The following is a 19,829-nucleotide window of genomic DNA, read 5'->3' as shown; positions in this document are numbered from 1 at the left end:
AATATTCTCTCTTTTAATTTGATGATATATTTACTTTTACTATACTAATTCCAATCGTTCTTTATAGCACTTACGACATACAGGGACGTATTCCTCGTCACCAATTTGAATTGTTTCTCCGACATTCGTCGGTACATTATTATGTAATCTCATATTTAATGTCGCTTTTTTATTACAGAACTGACAAACTGTTTTTAATTCGTCGATAGCATCGGCGAGTTCAAGTAATGCACGACTGCCTTCGAACAAGTTATTTCTAAAGTCGGTTTTTAAACCAAAAGCAATAACAGGAATATCGAGTAAGTCTGGAATATCGCTTAAATTATGAATATCTTTTTTCGATAAAAATTGAGCTTCATCGATCAAAACAGCAAACACTTTTTCTTTCTCATTCTCTTTTTTAACTTTTTCAAAGATATCATCAGTGACATACTCTGCTTCGAGTTCTAGGCCGATTCTAGACTTTATTCTCTTATATCCACTTCTCGAATCAATCGGTGTTGTATACGCCAAGCATCTCTTACCTTGAGTCGTATATTGATGATGAGTCGTGATAATTTGATTACTTTTATTACTTTGCATTGTACCGTAACGGTAATAAAGTTTCGCCATAATAATCCCCAATCTTTAAATAATCAGCATCAATTTTAACATGAATTTTATATTTATATATTATAAATGTGTATTTTCGTGTAACATAATAATTGAATAGATAATGTTAGGAACGATTGTATGGAGCTATTTAAACAAGCAACAGAGTTTATAGAAATGATGTATGATGAGTTGAATTTAGGAAGTCCAGCGAAAAGATTAAGTGAAATAAAAAAAGAAATCAATGAGACGAGCATTTATACGCATACGTCTAAAGAATTAGAATACGGTGCACGTGTAGCTTGGCGTAACTCTAACCGATGTATTGGTAGATTGTACTGGGAGAAACTTGTTGTTAGAGATGAAAGACATATCGATAATGAAGCGGATTTCGTTGAATCTATTGAGACGCATATTAATGATGCGACAAACGGTGGTAAAATTGTGCCAACGATTTCAGTGTATAGTAATGATATTAAATTATATAACGAACAACTTATACGTTATGCAGGATATGATAATAATGGAGATCCTAGGTCAAGAGAAGCAACAAAACAAGCAGAAAAGGTCGGTTGGAAAAAAGAACCGAGTGATTTTAATGTACTTCCACTGATTTATAGAGTAAAAGATGGAGATATTAAATATCATGAGTATCGTGAAGGGCTTATTAAAGAAGTAAATATCGAGCACCATGATTATCCAAAGCTTAAAGATTTAGGGCTAAAATGGTACGCAGTGCCAATTATATGTAACATGGATTTAGAAATTGGTGGTATTTACTATCATACCCCGCCATTTAACGGCTGGTATATGGAAACAGAAATCGCAGTCAGAAACTTCACGGATGATTATCGTTATAACAAGCTAGAAAGTATCGCGAAAGCTCTAGAGTTAGACATGTCAAAAACAACGACATATTGGAGAGACCGTGCACTCGTAGAAATTAGCTATGCAGTCTATCATTCATTTAGAGACAGTAAAGTAACGATGGTCGATCATATTACAGCATCTAAACAATTTAAAACATTTGAGCGATTAGAAAAAGAAGCGGGACGCACAGTTACAGGAAAATGGAGCTGGCTCGCACCACCATTATCACCGTCACTTACACATAACTATCACTATGGATTTGATAACACAACACGCTCACCAAACTTCTTATATAGAGAAAACAAATGCCCAGTGCATTAAAAATATTTCCTCGGAAATAATAAGACTGTAGACAACTTTTAAAAAGAAATTTTCAGTATTAATTATTAGACGGATTTTAATCATAATGAACTGCACTCCTAAAGTTGGATACTAAAATTCAACTTTAAGGATGCAGCTCATATCATCTGTAATATTTTTCTGAGTAATACTAGTGTAGAAAGGTTTCGTAGAATTTAAGCAGTAAGTAAATAACTGGCTAAATAATGTCATAAAATCATTCTTTAATTATCATTCTCTACTGTTAGATAAGCAAAAACTCCTATTGTTTCTCATTTTTTATTCGATTGATATTTATAAATCCAATAGTAAATGGAGCCATCGCAATTACAAAACTCATTAAAAAATCAACACCAAGTAAAAAATAAAAGAAAACAAAACTCACTATACTCACAATCAATAGGAAATAGTTGTATTTTAATGAATCTCTTACTCCCGTCTTTTCAGGCATATATCTCACTCTCCATTGTTGTGTTAATAATTTCCACTGAAATATATAACGTATAAAAGCATATACTTTTATTTATAAAGAGTCAAAAATAATAATAGTGTTTTCTTATCTGTCTGATTGGTCGAATATTCGCAATAAATCTATATTCCATTTGCAATGATTGCTGTCATAAATCTGACTCCTCTTGAAGTGTTATAGAATTCTCTTTATTTAAAACGTATAATATACATACTTTACGTTCACTAACTTATTCACTCGTTATGGCCTTAGTTTTCATGTTTTAGAGATAGGTATATTTTCTTTACCGCAAATTTTTCCGTCTAAAATATAATCGAAGTACTGATTTGAAATATACGTAGACATCGTATCTTTGTGAAGACCATAATATTTTTGTAGATGATTCAATAGAGTGTTTACCATGCACTCTCTAAATTCCGAAATTTTATCTTCAACAAATTCTTGATGAGTACGTTTGCCAAGTTGAATTGTACTAATTCTAATAATCGAATTGACATTTTCAAATTTTTCTAGGCCTACCTTATTAATAAGACTACCGAGTTCATATCCATTTTTTAGACCAATTTCTGTTAAAGTTTTTTTATTATTTTTAAAGATAAACGGTAATCCATAACTTCCGTCTAGGTTATTTAAAATAGCGTTAATTTTATCGATCGTTTCTTTAGAGATATTAATGTCAAAATACCGAAACTCGTGCTTAATACTTTTCACAACGTATTCAGATTCATCAATAATTGATTCAAACCTTCTAATATCTGTCGGTTTAATATTGATAATATTGTTATGCTTTAAACAATTCATATATCGTTTATAAAAAGAATTTAACGTAAATGATTGATTCGGATGTTTGTGGACAATGTCTTCAAAAATGTTCGTACTTGATTGTGGAACAATTTTACCTTGATGATTTATAAATTTCTTTTCAATATAGAGTAAACGATCTAACTGATCTTTTTTTAATATTTTATCGGTAATAATTTGTTCGATGTCAGTATTTATATCGTGTGTTTCAAAGTTACAGTATAGATAGTCTATAATAACCTCATCTAAATTGAAGACATATTCAAAGGTGCTTCTAGGCATATTATATTTAGTTAAAAAGATACTATACTTATTTTCTTCTAAATGATGGGGGATGAAGTGATCATTAATTCTAGAGACATACGTCAACACAGAAGTTCTAGAAACGCCAGTTTCTTTACCGATATCTCGGACATTCACCCCTTGAAGACGCATTAAGTAAGTGTCTTTGTGAGGAAAATCAAAATTTAATACTTCATGTAACGTCCATTTTTTTACATAATAAGAGTCGTTATTTTTTATAAGGATACCTTCATCGACTAACGTATTTAATGTGAGTAATACTTTGTTTTCAGCAAGAGAATAAAATTTTTCAGCTGTTTGAATTAACTGTTTCACATCGACTCTTTTGTCCACGTCATGTTGAACGAGTAATAGGAACGAGATAATATCAATATAATTATTTGAAAAAACGCTTTCAAACTTCTTTATAATATTTTGGGTTTTTTTATAGATAGAATTGGATTCACGCTTTAAATGATCATCATATTCTTTTTTAGATAATTGTTTTAATTGATGGATAGTTGTAAGCCCCGAATTTTTAAGTGATTTATGTATAGAAGGCGTCATTCCAAAACTACAAAGAACGTCAATGTGGTCTAAATCAGATATAGATATAACCACTTTGTCTTTATGAAGTACTTCGTGAATCCTTCTTAAAGCAATATCTAAATCACTATAGTTTTCTAATACGCGGTGACTCGTATAGATAAAATCAATGAGGCGATAATTATCTTCAGCTAAAGGTCTACATATACTATTTAACTTTTTATTGTGTACAGATAATGCACATAACGAGATAGACAAAAGTATCCCTCCTTAAATTATCTAATTATTATGATAATTATATCATTATAAATTTTTAATGAAAGCGTTTTTTATAAAAAACAAAGAAAAAACTGTAACACAGTTTCGTAAAAACTGAATTACAGTTTGAAAAAATTATAGTTTACCCATAACTTTACGGATTTTTGATCCTAAAACAATTAAAACAACTGCAACACCTACAGCAATCAGTCCTGAATACATAAAGTACTGCTGAGTATTAATAAGAGCATAAAGCTTAACCATCTGTGCGTTTAGTCCTTGTGCCATTGCATTTGATAAGAACCAAATAGACATCATTTGTGACTGGAACGCAGTTGGTGCAAGTTTTGTCGTCGTAGATAGACCAATTGGTGACACGAATAATTCACCAACAGTTACTAATAAGAAACTTAGGACAAGCCATAGTGGGTGAATTAAACCTTCAGTATTTAAAGGTATAATCATTACGAGATATGCTGCACCTGCAAGTAATACCCCAACAGTAAATTTCGTAACAGTTGAAGGATTATGTTTTCCAAGTTTAATCCATAAGCGTGACATTAGTGGTGCAAGTAATACTATGAATACAGGGTTTAATGACTGGAACCAAGCTGCAGGTATATTAAAGTCAATCAAACCATTTGTTAATTTAGAGACACTTAACTCTGTTTTAGTATCTGCAAAAGCTGCAAGTACAGTCGCACCTTGTTCTTGGATCATCCAGAAAACTACAGATGCTAAAAAGAGTGGAATGTATGCAAATAAGTGCGAACGTTCTTTTTTTGTAACTTTTTTAGACATAATCATTTTTGTAATTAGTACAGTCGGTAACACGACACCTAGGAATGTAATGAAATTCGCAAATGCCCCGATAGTTAATGTATTCGTCATTAATGTGAATGTAATAAATAGGGCAATCACAAGTATTACAACTATAGCGATGATGCTGAACTTTTTCTTTTCTTCATCTTTTAAAGGATCTGATGGTTTTAAACCTAGGTCACCAAGATTTTTCTTATTTGTTAATACATACGTTAATAGTCCTAAGAACATTCCGATTGCTGCAAGCGCAAAACCTGCATGGAATCCGAAGTTTACTTGTAGCGTACCAACAAGTAGTGGTGCGAGTAAACTTCCTAAGTTAATCGACATGTAGAATAAAGTAAAACCACCGTCCACTCTTGGATCATCTTTTTCATATAACATACCAACATTTGTTGAAATATTTGGTTTTAAAAGACCAGTACCAATAATGAGTAAAAATAATGCGATTAATAAAATAGTAAAGTTATTTGGTAATGCGAGTAAAATGTGACCGAACATTATTAGAATTCCACCATAGAAAATGGAATGTCTAATACCGAAAATTCTATCTGCTAACCAGCCACCAATAATACCACTCATATAAATTAACGCACCATAAATTGATACGATTTGTAAAGCGGTTGATTGATCGAGTCCAAATCCACCTTTAGTTACCGAGTAGTATAAGTAGTAAGCTAGAATTGCTTTCATTCCATAGTAACTAAAACGTTCCCAAAATTCGGTAAAGAATAATGTAGATAGGCCTCTTGGTTGTCCGAAGAAACCGCTATCAGGTATAGGCTGATGATTTAAATTCTCTTTAGCCATTATTAATAGACTCCTTTAATTTTGAAATTAACATAAGTTAGTTTATCATATATTTCTCATTTTTAACCGAACAAAAAAGAGAAACTATTTCAAAGTTTCTCTTTAATAGTAATTACTAACTAATATTTTATAAGTACAGATGTAAGTTATGTTAATTTAACTAAAATTTTTACACTAATTTTTTATAAGCGCCGATTGCTGCAGACATATCATAGTAAGATGCACCAACGGATTTAAAAATTGTGATATCTGAGTTATTTCTTTCAAATTCTTGATTTAATGCATCTTTTAAACCGATTGCTTTGTTCCATTTAAAATCTCCAGACTCTACTGCATGAATGAATTCTCCCGCTTCTTCAATTACACCGTCGACGTCGTCGAATATTACGTGGCGTGCTCGTTTAATTGAATCAGTGTGAATTTCACGCATTTCAGGCATGTATGATCCAAGACCATTAATGTGCGCACCTTCTTTTACGTGTTCGTCTTCAAACACTGCTTGTGTTGAGTTCGTTGCAGTATTGATGATGTCTGAAGCACTTGTTACGTCATTTACGTCTTCACAAATTTCAATATCTGCTTTTACACCGTGTTCTTCCAAACGTATTTTAAAATTGTCACATTTACTTAACGTACGATTAAATAAGCGAATCTTTTTAATATCACGAACTTCTAATACTCCGAGTGCTTGTTCGAATGCCATGCCGCCTGTTCCGATAATACCTAATTCTTTTGCCTCTTTTTTAGAGAGTAAATCTGTCGCAATACCTGTCATCGCACCGGTACGTAATTTTGTTAAATAGCTCGCATCAAGCGTTGCGACGTTTTCACCGTGCTCGAGTTCTGTTAGTACAGTAACTGCTTGTGTTGCAGGATAACCGTCTGCTGCATTATCTGGGTAAATTGAGATAATTTTCACTGCTGAAAATTTTTCTTTGTTATCAACACATGGCATGTAAAGCATTACTTTATCGCCTTCAACAGGAATCACTGTACGTTGCTCCATTTTAATAAGACCTTCATTTAAAGTGTTTAATGTGTTGTAAGTATCTTTAATTGCTTCGTCCATTTTATAGACTTGTTCGATTTCTTTATCAGTAAAAGTTTTCAATTTGAAACCTCCCGTAATTTAAACTTCTTCTACAGTTAATTTGCTTTCTTGAACTTGTGGCTTATGTTTAATTTGTAACACACTGAAAATTGAAATTAAAGAGATAACCATAATGTATAGAGCGACTGGTAACCATGATTGATCGAATTTGCCCATTAAAAATTCTGCGACCATCGGAGCTGTACCACCTGCAAGTGCTGCTCCAATTTGATAGCCAAGTGTCACACCTGTGTAACGTACTTCAGTACTAAATACTTCAGAGAACATCGTACCGAGCACCGCAGTTATTGGTGACCAAATAATACTTAAACCGATAATCGTTGCTAAAAACAGCATAATTACGTTATTTGTTTGAAGCATTAAGAAATACGGAATCATAAATAAAAACATCGCTACTGCGCCGATTAAGTATAACTTTTGGCGACCAATACGATCACTTAGTGTACCCATATAAGGAATGAAAATTGATGTAATTGTTGCGCTGATCATAACGACAAGCATTACTGTACTAAATTCATACCCTAAAGTTTTTGTTGCATAACCGACAATAAATGTACCAAAAATATAGAACGGTGCAGTTTCAACAAATTTTGCACCACTCGTAATGAGTACTTCACGTTTATGATATTTCCACGTATCAACAATTGGTACTTTTGGAATTTTACCTGATTCCATAGATGCTCTAAATTCTGGTGTTTCATCAAGATCTTTACGAATCCATAAACCAAATAAAACTAAAAATGCACTTAAGATAAACGGAATTCTCCAACCGATACTTAAAAATAATTCTTCACTCATAATTGACGTCATTAGGTAAAACGATGAAGACCCGAGTACCATACCGATTGTAACTCCCATTTGTGGTACAGCTCCGAAAAATCCACGTTTAGATTCCGGTGCATACTCTGTTGCAAGGAGTAATGCGCCTCCCCATTCACCACTAATTCCTAATCCTTGAATGAGTCTAAAGAACAGAAGTAAAATTGGTGCGAGGATACCAATTTGAGCATATGTTGGGGTTAAACCGATACCTACAGTCGCAACACCCATTAATGTTAGTGTAATGACGAGCGTACGCTTACGACCGATTTTATCTCCAATATGTGAAAAGAAAACGCCTCCAAAAGGACGTATAAAAAATGATAATGCAAGACCAAAATAAGCGATCATCGTTGAAAGTGTAGGGTTATCTGTGACGAAATATTGCGTGTTAAATACTACACTTGCCACAGACGCATATAAGAAAAAGTCAAACCACTCAATTGATGATCCAACTAAACTTGCTGTTAAGACTTTTCTTTGTAATGATTTATCCATTTCTGCCATAAATATTCCTCCTTTTTTAAAAACGCTTACATATTTGTATGATATATGAGATAGTAATAAAAAACTAGTCAAATTATAAAAACCGAAGCAAAATAAAAAGCATGTTTCCTAAATCACTTAGGAAGCATGCTTTAATTCAGCCTCAAAAAAGTCATAGGGCTATATTTTTTTATTCGATTATAGCAATCCAATCCATTTCCAGTATGTTGCACTGAATAGGAAGATTAAGAGTAAACCAGCAATTGTTAGTGGTACACCGGCTTTAAAGTACTGTTTAACTGTAAATGTCTCAGTACCGTAAGCGAGCATACCTTGTGGTGAGCTGATTGGTAATAAGAATCCAAAGCTAATAACGAACTGTTGAATTAATACGAAACCAATTGCTTGATCACCTAAGTTTAATGTTGCTGTAAGTGATATAAATACAGGGATTAATGCCGAAGCTAAACTTGTTGCACTCGCAAATCCTAAGTGGATGAGTACGTTAAATATAGAAACAATAATAATTGTTGCAAGTATCGGCATAGAATCTAAACCAAGTGATCCGAATGTTTTATCACTTAACCACTGAGCACCACCTGTATTTAGAAGTAAACTACCAAGTGAAATACCTGCACCGAATACGATGACCGTACCCCAAGGGATGTACTTCACAGCGTCTTCCCATTTAATTACACCAATTTTAGGCATTAACATCACTGCGATCGCAACTAACGTGAGTGATGATGAGTCAATTGGGTGTAATACTTTTTCAGTTGCCCAACCGACAAGTAATAGTACAGAGATAATAATTAAACGCCATTCAGGACCAGTAATTTTACCCATGTCGTCGAGTTGAGATTTAATCATTTCAGAACCACCAGGTACTTCATCGTACTCAGGTTTCATGACTTTCATCATGATAAAGTAAAGAATGATTGACATAATGATTGACCATGGAGCTGCGTATAAGAACCATTCACCCCATGAAATGTCAACGCCCATCGTATCACCGATGAAGTTAATTGCCACTAAGTTTTGTGCCGCAGCTGTTTTAATACCGATGTTCCAAATTGAAACAGCTTGTACTGCAGTCATAACTAAAAGAGCAGCAAGTTTACTATCTTTAGAAATATTAAATGCTGTAATCATACCAATTAAAATTGGAATAACAGCGCCTGCACGTGCAGTTGCTGATGGAACGAAGAATGCTAGAATAATTGAAACGACAATACTTCCGATTACAATTCGAGAAGTTTTATTACCAACGAGTGATAATATGAAAAGTGCAAGACGTTTGTGTAAATTCGTTGATTGCATCGCAGCTGCTAAAAATAGTGCCGCAGCAACTAGCACAAGTGCAGGTGAAGAATACCCACTAAATGCGAGTCCTAGTGCATTTTTAGTACCAACAGGGTCAGCGCCAGATAAATCCCCTTTAGTTAAATATTGACCGAGCTCTCCAGTTGGACTAAATCCAATAAGTAATATAATAAGTGCTAAAATCATTACAGAAGATGTCGGATACGACACGGCTTCAGTTACCCACATAATAATTGCAAATGCTAAAATCGCAAGTGCCATATGTGCAACTACTGGTAAGTTGTCTGGTGTTGGAATAAGTAAAATTCCAATAAGAACTATAAATGCAATAATAGTCCATGTGACATTATTCAGTAGTTTCTTTTTTGGTTTTGTATCGTCTTTACGACTCATAAAAACCATTCCTTTCTTAAATTTTCTTCTTAATTTTATTTTAAATCATGAACGTTTCTTTATAAAAGAGAACGTTTGACAAAATTGTTATAAAATTTAGAGTCATTGTTTACATATATATTTTCCTATATAGTTCATACTAAATCAAGGTTTTTAGCCATATTATGTGAAAACAAGCACATTTTTTAAGAAGGTAGACAAAATTCGTTAAAAATTGCACAATGTAAATGAATATATATGAAATGGAGATCTAGTCATGAAGCGTCCTGTCTTTATAGTGCTCATTGTATTATTTGTTATATTTATAGTTTTTGCAGCGTTTAAAATCGCGAATCATGAAAAATACGAAAATGTATTTGAAGAAATTTACTCAATATCTAAAACAAAATATTCATCGTCTTCAACGCTTTTTGACAAAGAAGAAGATGAGATTGAGACAAAATATAAAGAGATCGAAAATGTTGAAAAGGTGTCCGTTGAATATCACTTTGAAGACGTTGGTGGTGGATTCATTGTTGAGATTACTGATAATGGTAGTACATACAAAGTGAAGTATAAAGCGGATGATAAAAAACTATACGAATCATTTAGTGGAGATTCTACAAAAGAAGCGGATTTAAAAGAAGTTTTTAACAAAGAATTTCTAGAAGACTGGTTCGAAACACGTTCGAGTCGATTCAGCATGGATAATTTAGGCGATGTGGAGATTGTAAAAGAGTAGTGAAAAACGAACGATTCTTTGAATCGTTCGTTTTAATATTTCTTATACCCATCTCTTATCATTTTCTTTTCAATTTGATGTTTAGTAAATGGCAGTGTCAAACCGATGAGTGTTTCGCTATTCGTATCGTTATTTAATGCTTGTTTCATATATGCTTTACCAATTAAGTGCTCACCATCACGATGATAGCTTGAGTCGACGTATTCAACGGTGTCAAAACTCATTACGCCATCAAGCACTTCTTTTTGAAGTTTTTGCTTTCTTTTTCTTAGCTCAGACTCTTCGATATTTCCCTCTTTTGTTGTAAATATCTCTGTTTTTTCAATTGAAATTGGATGATCATTTTCGTAAACGATTTTTACGATAGATGATGTATTATTAATGTCATTGACTTTTTTATAGACTACTTGGTTATCGTTATGAGTCGTTAGACTTTCTTTTTCGAGTTGTGCAGTATTTGTATCGTTTTGGTTTCGCTTAAAACGGTTATCAAACCGCATTGAAATGACAATCACTCCGACGAACAATAATATTATGAATATCCAACCACTAGTTGTGTGTGGCATCGCGAGTTTACCTAAAAACATTGTGTCACCTTCTTGAAAGTAGTATTCATATTCTACACATAATTCTAGAAAAAGAAACATTTAAACCTTATTGTAAACTTATTTGCACTACTGTTTAAATAGATTTAAACTTATGTCACGAACGAATTAAAGGTGGAGTGAATATGAAAAAGATAATTTTAACGTTTGTATCTTTAACAGTTGTAGTGACACTTGCTGCATGTGGCAAAGATGATAATAATGATGAGAAAAATTTAGAACAACCAGTTGAAAATAAAGAAAAAGACGAACAACCTAAAGATGATGAAAAAACAGAAACTGTCACATATGAAAAGAAAGAAGATGGTGTGGTCGTAAATGTTGACTTGACACATGATGGGGAAGAATTAATTCGACAAGTAACAACAACCACTGCAAAATATGATGAGATTGAAGCTGAAGATAAAGAAGAAGCAAAAGAGATGTTTGAAGAAATCGGTGCGTTAGATCAATTTGAAGATGAAAAAGGTTTAAACTATGATGTTGATTTTAAAGAAGATCACTTTGTTGAAACTCTAGACGTAGAGTATACAAAACTCAGTCAAGAAAGACTGAATGAACTCGCACGCCCTGCTGATGACAATGAAGAAGGTCGGTTTACAAAAGTGAGTTACGATTTAACTGTTAAAGACTTAGAAGAAGCTGGATTTAAGAAAAAATAAGAGTATTGAAAAAGATTAGTATCATTAAAAACTGGTGGTGTTATGGTCGGTAAGAACGTTAAATTTGAGATTGGTGCAGAATTCGAGATAATTGAATAAATATATAAAATTTTCAGAAAACTTGTTGACATTCATAATTAATTGAATTAAAGTTATATCCAACAATTTAATTTATCTTATCCAGAGAGGTGGAGGGACTGGCCCTTTGAAGCCTCGGCAGCGAGCATTTTTTATGTGTTGTGCCAATTCCAGTAGCTTATAGCTAGTAGATAAGAATAGCGTAAACCCTATTTTTATCTATATAAAAATAGGGTTTTTTATTTTGAAATATGTTGGTGGAAGGTGAATTTCGTGATTCAAATTGAAAATGTCTCAAAGACATTTGATCGTAAAGGTGTAAAAACTAATGCACTTAAAGATGTTTCACTAAATATAGAAAAAGGAGAAATATACGGCATTGTTGGATTTAGTGGTGCTGGAAAAAGTACGTTAATTCGTACAATTAACCATTTAACCGTACCGACAAGTGGTGAAGTAATTGTCGATGGTAAGCATTTAAGTCAAGCGAATAGTAAAGAAATTCGTGAAATTAAAAAGGATATCGGCATGATATTTCAACATTTTAATTTACTTAACTCAAAAACAGTATTTAAAAATGTAGCGATGCCACTGATTTTATCTGGTACTCCAAAAGAAGAAATAGAGCGCCGAGTGAACGAGTTGCTCGATTTTGTCGGTTTAAAAGATAAAGCTCAAAACTATCCAGATGAGTTATCTGGCGGGCAAAAGCAGCGTATCGGAATCGCGAGAGCACTCGCAACACAACCGAAAATTTTACTTTGTGATGAAGCAACAAGTGCTCTAGACCCTGAAACAACAGCGTCAATTTTAAGATTGCTAAAAAGAGTAAACGAAGAATATAACATTACGATTTTACTTATTACCCATGAGATGAGTGTTGTAAGAGAGATTTGTGACAAAGTTGCAATTATGGAAAATGGAGAAGTTATAGAGTCTGGTAGCGTCTTTGATATATTCTCTAATCCAAGCACGAAAACAGGAATTAAGTTTGTTAATACAGTGATGCATAGTGAAGTTCCGGACTTCGTCCTTAGATTATTGAGTGATGATCAAAGACGTCACATCTATCGACTGAATTTCATTGCAGATAGTGCAGGACAACCAGTGCTTAGTCAACTATCTAAGAGATTTGATGTTGAAGCGAGTGTATTATTTGGAAATATTACAGAGCTTCAAAGTACACCATTTGGAAATTTAATCGTCGAATTTATTGGTGAGGATAATGAGATTGAAAAAGTTAAAGAATTTTTAACAGAGCAAGAGGTCTTATATAGTGAGGTGACAAGAAATGTTAGTGAGTACTGATAAAATTTTAAGCGCACTCGTCGAGACACTTCAAATGGTGACAGTATCTTTTGTATTTAGTATTTTACTCGGAATACCACTTGGAGTATTACTATATGTCACAAGAAGTGGTGGAATCTTAGAAGAAAAAATTACATTTACAATTCTAAGTTTCGTCATTAACATTTTAAGATCCATTCCATTTATTATCTTACTCGTTGCGATTATTCCGTTTACGAGATTTGTTGTCGGAAGTTCAATCGGAACAGCAGCTGCGATTGTACCGATGGTCGTATACGCAGGACCATATATTGCAAGGCTCGTTGAGTCTTCGTTACTTGAAGTTGATGACGGGGTACTTGAAGCAGCGGACGCAATGGGGGCGACACCTCTACAGACGATTTTTAGATTTGTTATTCCTGAAGCACTCGGGTCATTAATCTTAAACTTTACAATTGCAACAATCGGTCTAGTCGGAGCGTCAGCAATGGCTGGAACAGTTGGCGGTGGCGGTATTGGTGACTTAGCAATTACATACGGTTATCAACGATTTGATGGAGCGACGATGTTAGTGACAGTAATCATCCTTGTTATTTTAGTTCAAGGATTACAATCACTCGGAAACGGATTATCAAAAATAGTCAGAAGAAAGTAAAATTAAAGGAGAAATTTTTATTATGAATAAATTACGTGTATTACTTTTAGCACTTATATCTTTAGTTGTTCTTAGCGCATGTGGCAGTAACGAGAAAGTAAAAATCGGAGTCAGTGGTACAGATACGACTGTTTGGGATCATGTCGCTGAAAAAGCGAAAAAAGAAGGTATAGATATTGAAATTGTATCATTTAACGACTACGTTCAACCAAATACTGCACTTGCCGATGGAGATATTGATGCGAACTCATTCCAAACCGTTGCATACTTCGATGAATTTATTAAAGAAAGAGATTTAGATTTAGTACCGATTGCAACGACTAACTTAGCACCAATGGGGATTTACTCTAATAAAATTAATGATTTAAGTGAGTTAGAAGAAGGAGACACAGTTGCATTACCAAACGACGTTTCAAACCAAGGACGTGCGTTAATGCTCTTAGAAGAAGCGGGTGTCATTAAATTAGTTGATAACTATAACGGTTTAGACTCAATTGAGGACGCAGTTGTTGAGAATAAGAAAAATATTCAATTTAAAGAAGTTGCACCAGCACAAATTCCGAGAACTTTAGATGACGTAACAGCAGGCGCAATTAATAACGGAATCGCTCGTGACGCTGGACTTGATATTCAAAATGATTCGATTTTCTTAGAAGATGACACAGCAACACCATATGTTAATATCATCGCAGTACGCGCAGAAGATAAAGACAACGAAACTTTAAATAAAATTGCTGAACTTTACCAAGAAGATGATACGAAAGATCTTATTTTAGAAACATATGATGGTGCGTTAATTCCAACGTTCATTCCACTTGAAGATATCGGTTGGTAAAGTAAACCCACGTTTATAATGATATGTTACCCAAGTTGTACTAATTGGTATTATGCTGATTTTAAGGTATGTCTCTTGAAGAATTCAGGAGACATACTTTTAATTTGAGCTAAATTCTATATTTTTATAATAATCGATAGATTCATTGCTAATTCTAATTTTTTTATATTTTTAAACACCTCACTATAAATAATAACTATATGAATGATGAATAAGCTAATAGATAAGGTGATTTTAAAAAAAATCGAGATATTTTAAAAATTAAAATATTCTGAGAATATATTTGAAAACGATTTCTATATTGTGTATTATTTAGAATAAATGAAAGAAAAGAGTAGGTAATTACAGATATAATTATGAAAAAGTAAGGCGTGTTTAGGAGTTCTGGTTTAATTGGATTAATGAATAGATTTAATAATAATGACCGTAATTACTATGTATTTATTGATAGTTATTTTGATAATAAGGAGGGAAATAATGACTAAAGAAGGTTTTTGGAATAAAAACTTAATTTTATATTTACTCAGTCGCGCATTTCTCGCTTTTGGTAGTAACACTTATACATTTGCAGTATCGTTTTACATTATGTATTACACTGGTTCCGCTATATATTCGTCTATTAACTTAATAATTTTTACTCTTATATCACTATTATTCTTACCAGTAGCAGGTGTGATATCAGATTCTAGAAACAAGAAAAGTATAATTATCCTGGGTGAAGCACTTGATCCTCTTATATTAATAGGATTATTAGTCTATACATATTATTTTGGATTTAATTTAATCGCTTTGTATATTACTACGGCACTAATGACGATTACAGGATCTTTTGTTGGGAATGCTTTTCAGTCAGCGATTACTGCATTATTTAATGTTGATAAAGTTCAAAAAGTATATGGATACTCGTCTATACTAACAGAATCTGCATCACTTTTAGGACCCATTATAGCAGGTGCTTTAATTGGAATTTTTTCATTTGAAATAATGATTATGATTTTTATTGTATTTAATATCATCGCATTAAGTTTTGACTTTAATTTAAAATTTAAACAACAGAATCAGATTGAGGAAAAAAACGAAGAAATTTCGAGTATAAAACAATTCTTCAAAGATGTTTCGGGTGGAATTCAATATATTAAAGAGAGTAGCATCCTTAAAATGATTATAATCTATTTATTCTTTATAAACTTTGTTACGACAACAATTAGTATATTGCCTGCTAAGATGCTCATCAATATTTTAGAACTTAATTCAACTTTAGTAGGATTTTGTTATGCGGCATTATCTGTAGGTACTATTTTAGGTGGCATGATTATTAGTACGGTGAAAGTTTTTGAAAAGCCTTTGTCGATCGCTAAAATATTTAGCATGTTATTTGCGATTATTATTGCTCTGTTACCTTTACCAATATATTTAGAGTTAAGTGATATAGGAAATACTATTTTGATTTCATTATTATTTATATTAATTACTTTAACTGTTCAATTTGTTAATACACCTATCATGAGTTACTATCAAACAACTATTGATGATTCTATGAAAGGGAGAGTATTTTCTTTAATTTCTGTTTTCTCTATGATGACAATGCCAATAGGCTTTTTCATATTTGGTTTGCTCTATGACTTGGAGTTATATTTTGTAGTCAATATATTTGCTGGTTTTTTAACATTAATTGTAACTATTTTTTTACTTAAAACTAATATTATTAATGAAGCGAACGATGATTATCAGTTAGAGATACAAAAAGAAAAGTAGAAACTTAGCTTAATTTATTGAAAAATATAATGTTGGATTTTAGGTGAGTAGTTCATTCCACTTGAGGATATTGGTTGGTAATAGTAAACCCACGTTTTAAAACGTGGGTTTTTGTTATTTCATTTGATTTTTTAGTATGTTTCGTTCGCTATCTGGTACGTTAAATACCCATGTTCCTGTAACTTTTGTTGCGATAATACTCGCAATGATAATTACGAATGGAATTGCTGCAGCAATTAACCATTGTCCGCTAATGAGAAGCGCAGGGTAGAGTGACCATATGACGATTTCTGCGATATTTGTTGCAGGGGTCATTGCGGTATCTTCAATTGTTTCAGAAACGTTATCAGGGTCTACGATTCTATATAAGACAAATCCAATCGCGAAGACTCCTGTTAAGTATCCGTAAACGAAAATTGAACGTTCGAACCAGTCATTTTTGTTGTACGCTTTACCAAATGGCCAAACAATAATGAATACGAGTAACCATCCAACTAATAATGATAAAATAATTGGGCCAGCATAAGACATTACAACGTCTAGTTTAACGGCTGCAATACCAAATACAACGAGGTAATCTGTTGCTGAACCAGAAATTCTAGTATTCACATCTTTGTCGAGATAATCATAGACTGGTGTATTTCTAAATATTAAGAAGAATATGAGTGCTACAATAAATCCTAACGTGAAGTCTGGGATACCTGCTAATACATGTTCTGCAAGCCATCTGTTTAAGAGTATCGTCATCCCTGTTAACGCTATAATAAATGCACCATGATAACTTAATGTATCTAGAGAAACAGACGAGATTGTTTGTTGTCCAAAAGGTTTTCTATTCTCAAAAGAAACAAGTCCTGTTTTCATATCTCCATCGATAAACTTAAAGTCTTTCATATAAGCGGTTTGACCTTTACGTGCTGCAATGTTGATTAAAATAATCCCGCCGAAAATTCCAGTAAGAATACCGAACGTTGCAAATGTAATTGCGATATCTTGTGCATCTTCAAATCCGAGGTCTGCAAACGTTGAACCGACTGCAGCTGCAGTACCGTGTCCACCGTAGAAACCAGAATGAAGTAGCATTCCAAAACCGTCATTTAAGCCTGGCCAAATTTTCTTAAGTACAAAGATTGTAAAAATTAAAGGAACGAAAATCTGTAGCGCCCAGACGATAATTTTAAAAATTTGATATCCGATAATTCTTTTTACTTGGGAATCTCCGCCAGTACTTTTTTTAAATTCAAAGCCATTGACTCCAACAACAACGAATACAAGGATGATTAAAAGTCCGGCATATCCTCCCATAGCTTCAGAAAAAGGGATCCATCCGAGTCCATTTGGACCAAATATGAGACCTAAAAATCCAGCAAGTACACTTGCAGGAATGAAGAATTTCTGGAAAATTTTTAAATTAGATCTAAGAAGCTGTCCAATCAAAATAAGAATGGAAGCAAATGCAAAGTCGATTACAAAATCTTGAATCGTCATACACAGCTCTCCTTTAACAATTTAATCTTAGCTATTATATCATGAAAACGATTTAATAGAATGTAAAATTAAAACCGGTTGAGAATTAGTCTCAGCCGGTTTATTTATTTTATTCATCCATTTCAGCAACGACTGTTAACTGATAGTCGATTAATAATATAGAACGTAGTCCTTCTTCATCTTTTTCGCCACGTGTGATTGGGCTAACGTAATGACTGACCATGTGATCAGCGACTCCGTATGATTCTAATGGTTTTGTAATTTCAAACACTTCATGCAACTCACCGTCTTTAGTGTCTTCAGGTAATTGATGGCGAACTTCTGGGATACCAATTGCGTTTGTACCACCTTCGACATTTCTTCTCTCAATAAGATGTGCAAATGTAAATGGCTCGCCGTCTTGATGTAAAGAGTTTGGCGATGACACGGCGATATCGTTTTCATGTTCTACGCGTAGTTTTACAAAGTGAACACCAACGTGAATTGGCATAATTAAATCTTCTTCATTCCAAAATGTTTCGTCATAATCTGCCATAATAATTTTTCGAAGTAGTTTATTGTTTAAAATAGGCTCGTCAATCGCAGCAAATTCGCGGTAATCTCCTGGGTGTTCAGGGTTGAATTTTCCCTGGAAATACGCTGCATACTCTTTGTCGTCCTTTTTAATGTTTGGCAACCATTCAATCTGTCTACTCGTTGGTAAAACGAGTGCGCGAGAATAGCGTCTAAAACGGTTTAAACCTTTTGCGTATTCATCTTCAGGCAAATCGTTACGGAAATAATCACGGAGTTCTTCGTAGTCTTTTTCAATTCCTTCATAATATAAGTCTTTCATATAATCATAACGCTTATACCCTTGTGTTTTTAATTCGCTCATATTAATTCTTCCTTTGTTATTTATTCATATTAAGTTTAAGGAAAATAAAATAGACATTCAAGTGTAGACATAACGTATAGATACTGATAATTCCGTGTTATAATGATTTTAATGTAAAGAATCTTAAGTTTTAATGTATTCAAGGAGAGTAAATATGAAGCGAACAATTATGATACTTCTCGGTGGGTTACTTGTTGCGTCACCTGCCTATGCAGATGAAACTGATGGAAATTATGATAATAATTTCGATAATAATGATGGTAACTTAAACAACCCAGGTGATCCGAACAACCAAGTAGACCCAAATAACGAACAGGGTCAAGATAATCAAAATGATTTTAACCAAAATGATACCTATAACCCGGAGCAAAGTGAAGACGGTGTTAATGAAGAAGGAAATTATGAAGAGCCACCAGTCGAGGAGAATTATGAACCGCCAGTCGAAGAGAACTACGAGCCACCAATCGAAGAAGCACCTCAGGTTGAAGAACCAGCTGAAGAAGAGTCGTCATCTATCGTTACAAAAGTAAAGCAAGATAGCTACTCAATTAGCGGTACTGTATTTGTAAATGATAAAAAAGTGCCTGCCAAATTAGAAGTTGGTGACAAAACGTTTGAAACAAAACAGCCAGGTGAGTTTAAAATTGAAGAACTACAGCCAGGTAAACATACAATTAAAGTTGTTGAAGCGGACGGTAAAAGTGTCAATAAAACGGTCGACGTAGAAATTACAGACAAAGATAAAATTAATGTCGATATTAAAATTTCAGATGATGAAAGTGAAGATGAAGAAGAAACAATTCAAAAAGAAGACCCGGAAGTAAAGGAAACATCTAAAGCATTAATATTTTCTGTTGTCGGTGTTATTATATTAACGATTATCGGTGTAATCGCACTTATTTTACGTAATAGAAAGTAAATAAATCGTGTTTTTGTTGTCAATGAA

General features: G+C 33.3%; 18 protein-coding genes and 1 riboswitch. Of the genes, 8 read left to right on the top strand and 10 right to left on the bottom strand.

Features of this window, described 5'->3' with window-relative positions:
- Nucleotides 1-39: 39 nt before the first annotated feature.
- A complete protein-coding gene (locus KPF49_RS07810; protein WP_183672854.1) occupies nt 40-612 on the bottom strand; it encodes a thymidine kinase in 573 nt (190 codons plus the stop codon).
- Nucleotides 613-732: 120 nt separating this feature from the next.
- On the opposite strand from KPF49_RS07810, the gene KPF49_RS07805 reads away from it, so the two are divergent.
- Nucleotides 733-1,782, top strand: a complete 1,050-nt coding sequence (locus tag KPF49_RS07805) for a nitric oxide synthase oxygenase (RefSeq protein WP_183672853.1) — start codon at nt 733-735, stop codon at nt 1,780-1,782.
- A 280-nt stretch (nt 1,783-2,062) separates the two neighbouring features.
- Here the strand turns inward: KPF49_RS07805 and KPF49_RS07800 are convergent, their stop codons facing one another.
- The 6 genes from KPF49_RS07800 to KPF49_RS07775 form a co-directional block, all read right to left on the bottom strand.
- Complete coding sequence (locus KPF49_RS07800) at nt 2,063-2,251, bottom strand: hypothetical protein (RefSeq protein ID WP_183672852.1); 189 nt, start codon at nt 2,249-2,251, stop codon at nt 2,063-2,065.
- A 273-nt stretch (nt 2,252-2,524) separates the two neighbouring features.
- Nucleotides 2,525-4,156, bottom strand: a complete 1,632-nt coding sequence (locus tag KPF49_RS07795; protein WP_183672851.1) for a hypothetical protein — start codon at nt 4,154-4,156, stop codon at nt 2,525-2,527.
- 135 nt (nt 4,157-4,291) lie between these two features.
- Nucleotides 4,292-5,788: a peptide MFS transporter gene (locus KPF49_RS07790; RefSeq protein WP_183672850.1), complete on the bottom strand. Its 1,497-nt coding sequence runs from the start codon at nt 5,786-5,788 to the stop codon at nt 4,292-4,294.
- 169 nt (nt 5,789-5,957) lie between these two features.
- Nucleotides 5,958-6,899: an ornithine cyclodeaminase family protein gene (locus KPF49_RS07785; RefSeq protein WP_183672849.1), complete on the bottom strand. Its 942-nt coding sequence runs from the start codon at nt 6,897-6,899 to the stop codon at nt 5,958-5,960.
- Between the two features lie 18 nt (nt 6,900-6,917).
- Complete coding sequence (locus KPF49_RS07780; RefSeq protein ID WP_183673116.1) at nt 6,918-8,216, bottom strand: MFS transporter; 1,299 nt, start codon at nt 8,214-8,216, stop codon at nt 6,918-6,920.
- 186 nt (nt 8,217-8,402) lie between these two features.
- Nucleotides 8,403-9,920 carry an SLC13 family permease gene (locus tag KPF49_RS07775; protein WP_183672848.1) on the bottom strand — a complete coding sequence of 506 codons (1,518 nt, stop codon included), beginning with the start codon at nt 9,918-9,920 and terminating at the stop codon, nt 8,403-8,405.
- A gap of 256 nt (nt 9,921-10,176) precedes the next feature.
- On the opposite strand from KPF49_RS07775, the gene KPF49_RS07770 reads away from it, so the two are divergent.
- The gene (locus KPF49_RS07770; RefSeq protein WP_183672847.1) at nt 10,177-10,641 is read left to right on the top strand and encodes a TipC family immunity protein; all 465 of its coding nucleotides are present in this window, start codon (nt 10,177-10,179) and stop codon (nt 10,639-10,641) included.
- A gap of 32 nt (nt 10,642-10,673) precedes the next feature.
- Here the strand turns inward: KPF49_RS07770 and KPF49_RS07765 are convergent, their stop codons facing one another.
- Entirely contained in the window at nt 10,674-11,228 is a 555-nt protein-coding gene (locus tag KPF49_RS07765) for a hypothetical protein (protein WP_219490117.1), read from the bottom strand.
- A 143-nt stretch (nt 11,229-11,371) separates the two neighbouring features.
- On the opposite strand from KPF49_RS07765, the gene KPF49_RS07760 reads away from it, so the two are divergent.
- The 5 genes from KPF49_RS07760 to KPF49_RS07740 all read left to right on the top strand — a co-directional run bounded on the left by KPF49_RS07760 (nt 11,372) and on the right by KPF49_RS07740 (nt 16,518).
- Nucleotides 11,372-11,908 (top strand): DUF1307 domain-containing protein, encoded by a 537-nt coding sequence (locus tag KPF49_RS07760; RefSeq protein WP_183672845.1) that lies wholly within the window; start codon nt 11,372-11,374, stop codon nt 11,906-11,908.
- Nucleotides 11,909-12,081: 173 nt separating this feature from the next.
- A riboswitch (SAM riboswitch) is annotated at nt 12,082-12,184 on the top strand.
- 75 nt (nt 12,185-12,259) lie between these two features.
- The gene (locus KPF49_RS07755; RefSeq protein WP_183672844.1) at nt 12,260-13,294 is read left to right on the top strand and encodes a methionine ABC transporter ATP-binding protein; all 1,035 of its coding nucleotides are present in this window, start codon (nt 12,260-12,262) and stop codon (nt 13,292-13,294) included.
- Nucleotides 13,278-13,928 carry a methionine ABC transporter permease gene (locus KPF49_RS07750; protein WP_183672843.1) on the top strand — a complete coding sequence of 217 codons (651 nt, stop codon included), beginning with the start codon at nt 13,278-13,280 and terminating at the stop codon, nt 13,926-13,928. Before KPF49_RS07755 ends, KPF49_RS07750 begins: the two co-directional genes overlap by 17 nt.
- Nucleotides 13,929-13,950: 22 nt before the next feature.
- Nucleotides 13,951-14,763, top strand: coding sequence for a MetQ/NlpA family ABC transporter substrate-binding protein (locus tag KPF49_RS07745; protein ID WP_183672842.1), 813 nt, complete (start codon nt 13,951-13,953; stop codon nt 14,761-14,763).
- A gap of 477 nt (nt 14,764-15,240) precedes the next feature.
- Nucleotides 15,241-16,518 (top strand): MFS transporter, encoded by a 1,278-nt coding sequence (locus tag KPF49_RS07740; RefSeq protein ID WP_183672841.1) that lies wholly within the window; start codon nt 15,241-15,243, stop codon nt 16,516-16,518.
- A gap of 114 nt (nt 16,519-16,632) precedes the next feature.
- Here the strand turns inward: KPF49_RS07740 and KPF49_RS07735 are convergent, their stop codons facing one another.
- Both KPF49_RS07735 and KPF49_RS07730 read right to left on the bottom strand, forming a co-directional pair.
- Nucleotides 16,633-18,006 (bottom strand): sodium/glutamate symporter, encoded by a 1,374-nt coding sequence (locus tag KPF49_RS07735; RefSeq protein WP_183672840.1) that lies wholly within the window; start codon nt 18,004-18,006, stop codon nt 16,633-16,635.
- A 109-nt stretch (nt 18,007-18,115) separates the two neighbouring features.
- Entirely contained in the window at nt 18,116-18,883 is a 768-nt protein-coding gene (locus KPF49_RS07730) for a 2OG-Fe dioxygenase family protein (RefSeq protein ID WP_183672839.1), read from the bottom strand.
- A gap of 154 nt (nt 18,884-19,037) precedes the next feature.
- Between KPF49_RS07730 and KPF49_RS07725 the strand changes: the two genes are divergently transcribed.
- On the top strand, nt 19,038-19,802 hold the full coding sequence (locus KPF49_RS07725) for a hypothetical protein (RefSeq protein WP_183672838.1): 765 nt from the start codon (nt 19,038-19,040) through the stop codon (nt 19,800-19,802).
- Nucleotides 19,803-19,829 lie beyond the last annotated feature (27 nt).

Source organism: Nosocomiicoccus ampullae (assembly GCF_019357495.1).
Taxonomy (GTDB): domain Bacteria; phylum Bacillota; class Bacilli; order Staphylococcales; family Salinicoccaceae; genus Nosocomiicoccus; species Nosocomiicoccus ampullae.
Note: the sequence above shows the minus strand (reverse complement) of the source record. Positions and strands in the feature narration are given on the sequence as shown.